At 53.5% G+C, this 5364-nt stretch carries 2 tRNA genes and 3 rRNA genes; all 5 read left to right on the forward strand.

From position 1 onward, the window contains the following. The first annotated feature begins 156 nt into the window (after positions 1-156). Positions 157-1687 (forward strand): 16S ribosomal RNA (locus AWB72_RS28195). Positions 1688-1749: 62 nt separating this feature from the next. Beyond that, positions 1750-1826 (forward strand) — tRNA-Ile (locus tag AWB72_RS28200). A gap of 46 nt (positions 1827-1872) precedes the next feature. Beyond that, a tRNA-Ala gene (locus AWB72_RS28205) sits at positions 1873-1948 on the forward strand. Between the two features lie 286 nt (positions 1949-2234). Next, positions 2235-5116, forward strand: a 23S ribosomal RNA gene (locus AWB72_RS28210). A 124-nt stretch (positions 5117-5240) separates the two neighbouring features. Then, positions 5241-5354, forward strand: a 5S ribosomal RNA gene (gene rrf, locus AWB72_RS28215). The 16S, 23S and 5S rRNA genes sit together here with 2 tRNA genes alongside, the layout of an rRNA operon. The last annotated feature ends 10 nt before the right edge of the window (positions 5355-5364 follow it).

A 5364-nucleotide genomic window follows, 5' to 3' on the forward strand; every position in this document is an offset into this window, starting at 1 on the left:
AGTGCGGCCGGTTCTTCGGAATCGGCAATAGCAAAAGTAATCAAGAGTCTCACACGAAGTATTAAGAGGAAGGTTTATGTCTTCGGACATTAATCATCGTCAGTACGTTGAGTGAGCGACCGGTTTCTAACGGAACCGAAAACAGTAACAGGCATTGAACTGAAGAGTTTGATCCTGGCTCAGATTGAACGCTGGCGGCATGCCTTACACATGCAAGTCGAACGGCAGCACGGGGGCAACCCTGGTGGCGAGTGGCGAACGGGTGAGTAATACATCGGAACGTGTCCTGTAGTGGGGGATAGCCCGGCGAAAGCCGGATTAATACCGCATACGATCTACGGAGGAAAGCGGGGGATCTTCGGACCTCGCGCTGCAGGGGCGGCCGATGGCAGATTAGCTAGTTGGTGGGGTAAAGGCCTACCAAGGCGACGATCTGTAGCTGGTCTGAGAGGACGACCAGCCACACTGGGACTGAGACACGGCCCAGACTCCTACGGGAGGCAGCAGTGGGGAATTTTGGACAATGGGGGCAACCCTGATCCAGCAATGCCGCGTGTGTGAAGAAGGCCTTCGGGTTGTAAAGCACTTTTGTCCGGAAAGAAAACTTCGTCCCTAATATGGATGGAGGATGACGGTACCGGAAGAATAAGCACCGGCTAACTACGTGCCAGCAGCCGCGGTAATACGTAGGGTGCGAGCGTTAATCGGAATTACTGGGCGTAAAGCGTGCGCAGGCGGTCTGTTAAGACCGATGTGAAATCCCCGGGCTTAACCTGGGAACTGCATTGGTGACTGGCAGGCTAGAGTGTGGCAGAGGGAGGTAGAATTCCACGTGTAGCAGTGAAATGCGTAGAGATGTGGAGGAATACCGATGGCGAAGGCAGCCTCCTGGGCCAACACTGACGCTCATGCACGAAAGCGTGGGGAGCAAACAGGATTAGATACCCTGGTAGTCCACGCCCTAAACGATGTCAACTAGTTGTTGGGGATTCATTTCCTTAGTAACGTAGCTAACGCGTGAAGTTGACCGCCTGGGGAGTACGGTCGCAAGATTAAAACTCAAAGGAATTGACGGGGACCCGCACAAGCGGTGGATGATGTGGATTAATTCGATGCAACGCGAAAAACCTTACCTACCCTTGACATGGTCGGAATCCTGCTGAGAGGCGGGAGTGCTCGAAAGAGAACCGGCGCACAGGTGCTGCATGGCTGTCGTCAGCTCGTGTCGTGAGATGTTGGGTTAAGTCCCGCAACGAGCGCAACCCTTGTCCTTAGTTGCTACGCAAGAGCACTCTAAGGAGACTGCCGGTGACAAACCGGAGGAAGGTGGGGATGACGTCAAGTCCTCATGGCCCTTATGGGTAGGGCTTCACACGTCATACAATGGTCGGAACAGAGGGTTGCCAAGCCGCGAGGTGGAGCCAATCCCAGAAAACCGATCGTAGTCCGGATCGCAGTCTGCAACTCGACTGCGTGAAGCTGGAATCGCTAGTAATCGCGGATCAGCATGCCGCGGTGAATACGTTCCCGGGTCTTGTACACACCGCCCGTCACACCATGGGAGTGGGTTTTACCAGAAGTGGCTAGTCTAACCGCAAGGAGGACGGTCACCACGGTAGGATTCATGACTGGGGTGAAGTCGTAACAAGGTAGCCGTATCGGAAGGTGCGGCTGGATCACCTCCTTTCTCGAGCTTCGCACGAAGTTATTAAGCGCTCACGCTTATCGGCTGTCAGAAAGACAGGCTAAGGGTCTGTAGCTCAGTCGGTTAGAGCACCGTCTTGATAAGGCGGGGGTCGTTGGTTCGAATCCAACCAGACCCACCACCCGCGGGCGTGCTGATGAGAGACGGAGTCGAAGTCAGGCCTACACGGGGGATTAGCTCAGCTGGGAGAGCACCTGCTTTGCAAGCAGGGGGTCGTCGGTTCGATCCCGTCATCCTCCACCAATCCTCAATGCACAGCGTTTGAATGAGCGCTGCGCATTGGCGATTGAAAGCCAGTTGATGTCGCAAGCAGGGAAGTACGCTTGTCGGCTAAACGTTCTTTAACAATCTGGAAGAAGTAGTAAAGAGAATCTTGAAAGCACTTAGAGATGGGTGTGAGTAGAAGATTCAGGGTAGTGATTGTATCGAGTATGAAAAGGTAATCGAAAGATTGCTTTGGAATACGGCACAACGCGAATACTCAGCCTGTAGCGGGAAGTGAAAGCGCGAGCAGACACACTCGTTATAGGGTCAAGCGAACAAGTGCATGTGGTGGATGCCTTGGCGATCACAGGCGATGAAGGACGCGGTAGCCTGCGAAAAGCTTCGGGGAGCTGGCAAACGAGCATTGATCCGAAGATGTCCGAATGGGGAAACCCGGCCCGTATGGGTCATCCATGACTGAATCCATAGGTCATGTGAAGCGAACGCGGTGAACTGAAACATCTAAGTAACCGCAGGAAAAGAAATCAACCGAGATTCCCAAAGTAGTGGCGAGCGAAATGGGATCAGCCTGTACTCTTTATCTGTGTTGTTAGCTGAACGCTCTGGAAAGTGCGGCCATAGCAGGTGATAGCCCTGTAAGCGAAAACAGCGTGGAAGAACTAGGGGTACGACAAGTAGGGCGGGACACGTGAAATCCTGTCTGAAGATGGGGGGACCATCCTCCAAGGCTAAATACTCGTGATCGACCGATAGTGAACCAGTACCGTGAGGGAAAGGCGAAAAGAACCCCGGGAGGGGAGTGAAATAGATCCTGAAACCGCATGCATACAAACAGTCGGAGCCTCGCAAGGGGTGACGGCGTACCTTTTGTATAATGGGTCAGCGACTTACGTTCAGTAGCGAGCTTAACTGATTAAGGCAGGCGTAGCGAAAGCGAGTCCGAATAGGGCGATCAGTTGCTGGGCGTAGACCCGAAACCAAGTGATCTATCCATGGCCAGGTTGAAGGTGCGGTAACACGTACTGGAGGACCGAACCCACTAACGTTGAAAAGTTAGGGGATGAGCTGTGGATAGGGGTGAAAGGCTAAACAAACTTGGAAATAGCTGGTTCTCTCCGAAAACTATTTAGGTAGTGCCTCGTGTATCACCTTCGGGGGTAGAGCACTGTCATGGTTGTGGGGTCCATTGCGGATTACTACGCCATAGCAAACTCCGAATACCGAAGAGTGCAATCACGGGAGACAGACATCGGGTGCTAACGTCCGGTGTCAAGAGGGAAACAACCCAGACCGCCAGCTAAGGTCCCAAAGATTGGCTAAGTGGGAAACGAAGTGGGAAGGCTAAAACAGTCAGGAGGTTGGCTTAGAAGCAGCCACCCTTTAAAGAAAGCGTAATAGCTCACTGATCGAGTCGTCCTGCGCGGAAGATGTAACGGGGCTCAAGCCAGTCACCGAAGCTGCGGATGCGTGTTTGACACGCATGGTAGGAGAGCGTTCCGTAAGCCTGCGAAGGTGCGTTGAAAAGCGTGCTGGAGGTATCGGAAGTGCGAATGCTGACATGAGTAGCGATAAAGGGGGTGAAAAGCCCCCTCGCCGTAAGCCCAAGGTTTCCTACGCAACGTTCATCGGCGTAGGGTGAGTCGGCCCCTAAGGCGAGGCAGAAATGCGTAGCTGATGGGAAGCAGGTCAATATTCCTGCACCATTGTTAGATGCGATGGGGGGACGGATCGCGGAAGGTTGTCCGGGTGTTGGACGTCCCGGTCGCTGCATTGGAGAAGGTGCTCAGGCAAATCCGGGCACAGGATTCAAGGGTGTGGCGCGAGTGACTTCGGTCACGAAGCAATTGGAAGTGGTTCCAAGAAAAGCCTCTAAGCTTCAGTCTAACGATGACCGTACCGCAAACCGACACAGGTGGGCGAGATGAGTATTCTAAGGCGCTTGAGAGAACTCGGGAGAAGGAACTCGGCAAATTGGTACCGTAACTTCGGGATAAGGTACGCCTCTGTAGCTTGACTGGCCTGCGCCAGGAGGGTGAAGAGGTTGCAATAAACTGGTGGCTGCGACTGTTTAATAAAAACACAGCACTCTGCAAACACGAAAGTGGACGTATAGGGTGTGACGCCTGCCCGGTGCCGGAAGATTAAATGATGGGGTGCAAGCTCTTGATTGAAGTCCCGGTAAACGGCGGCCGTAACTATAACGGTCCTAAGGTAGCGAAATTCCTTGTCGGGTAAGTTCCGACCTGCACGAATGGCGTAACGATGGCCACACTGTCTCCTCCCGAGACTCAGCGAAGTTGAAGTGTTTGTGATGATGCAATCTCCCCGCGGCTAGACGGAAAGACCCCATGAACCTTTACTGTAGCTTTGCATTGGACTTTGAACCGATCTGTGTAGGATAGGTGGGAGGCTATGAAGCCAGGACGCTAGTCTTGGTGGAGCCGTCCTTGAAATACCACCCTGGTTTGTTTGAGGTTCTAACCTTGGTCCGTGATCCGGATCGGGGACAGTGCATGGTAGGCAGTTTGACTGGGGCGGTCTCCTCCCAAAGTGTAACGGAGGAGTACGAAGGTACGCTAGGTACGGTCGGAAATCGTGCTGATAGTGCAATGGCATAAGCGTGCTTAACTGCGAGACCGACAAGTCGAGCAGGTGCGAAAGCAGGTCATAGTGATCCGGTGGTTCTGTATGGAAGGGCCATCGCTCAACGGATAAAAGGTACTCTGGGGATAACAGGCTGATACCGCCCAAGAGTTCATATCGACGGCGGTGTTTGGCACCTCGATGTCGGCTCATCTCATCCTGGGGCTGTAGCCGGTCCCAAGGGTATGGCTGTTCGCCATTTAAAGAGGTACGTGAGCTGGGTTTAAAACGTCGTGAGACAGTTTGGTCCCTATCTGCCGTGGGCGTTGGATATTTGAAGGGGGCTGCTCCTAGTACGAGAGGACCGGAGTGGACGAACCTCTGGTGTACCGGTTGTCACGCCAGTGGCATCGCCGGGTAGCTATGTTCGGAAGAGATAACCGCTGAAAGCATCTAAGCGGGAAACTCGCCTTAAGATGAGATATCCCCGGGGCTTCGAGCCCCTTGAAGGGTCGTTCCAGACCAGGACGTTGATAGGTCAGGTGTGTAAGTGCAGTAATGCATTGAGCTAACTGATACTAATTGCCCGTAAGGCTTGATCCTATAACCGGTGTGTTTGTGCTTCGCCGGTTGAGTGAGTCGTTGTGCAACGATCACTACCCAAACACCTCTACTTCTTCCCAGATTGGTTGTGGCGCCCCCCAACGCGACACAACAACAAGTCATGCCTGATGACCATAGCGAGTCGGTCCCACCCCTTCCCATCCCGAACAGGACCGTGAAACGACTCCACGCCGATGATAGTGCGGATTGCCCGTGTGAAAGTAGGTAATCGTCAGGCTCCTCATGCA

It is taken from the genome of Caballeronia concitans (assembly GCF_001544615.1).
Classification (GTDB): Bacteria; Pseudomonadota; Gammaproteobacteria; order Burkholderiales; family Burkholderiaceae; genus Caballeronia; species Caballeronia concitans.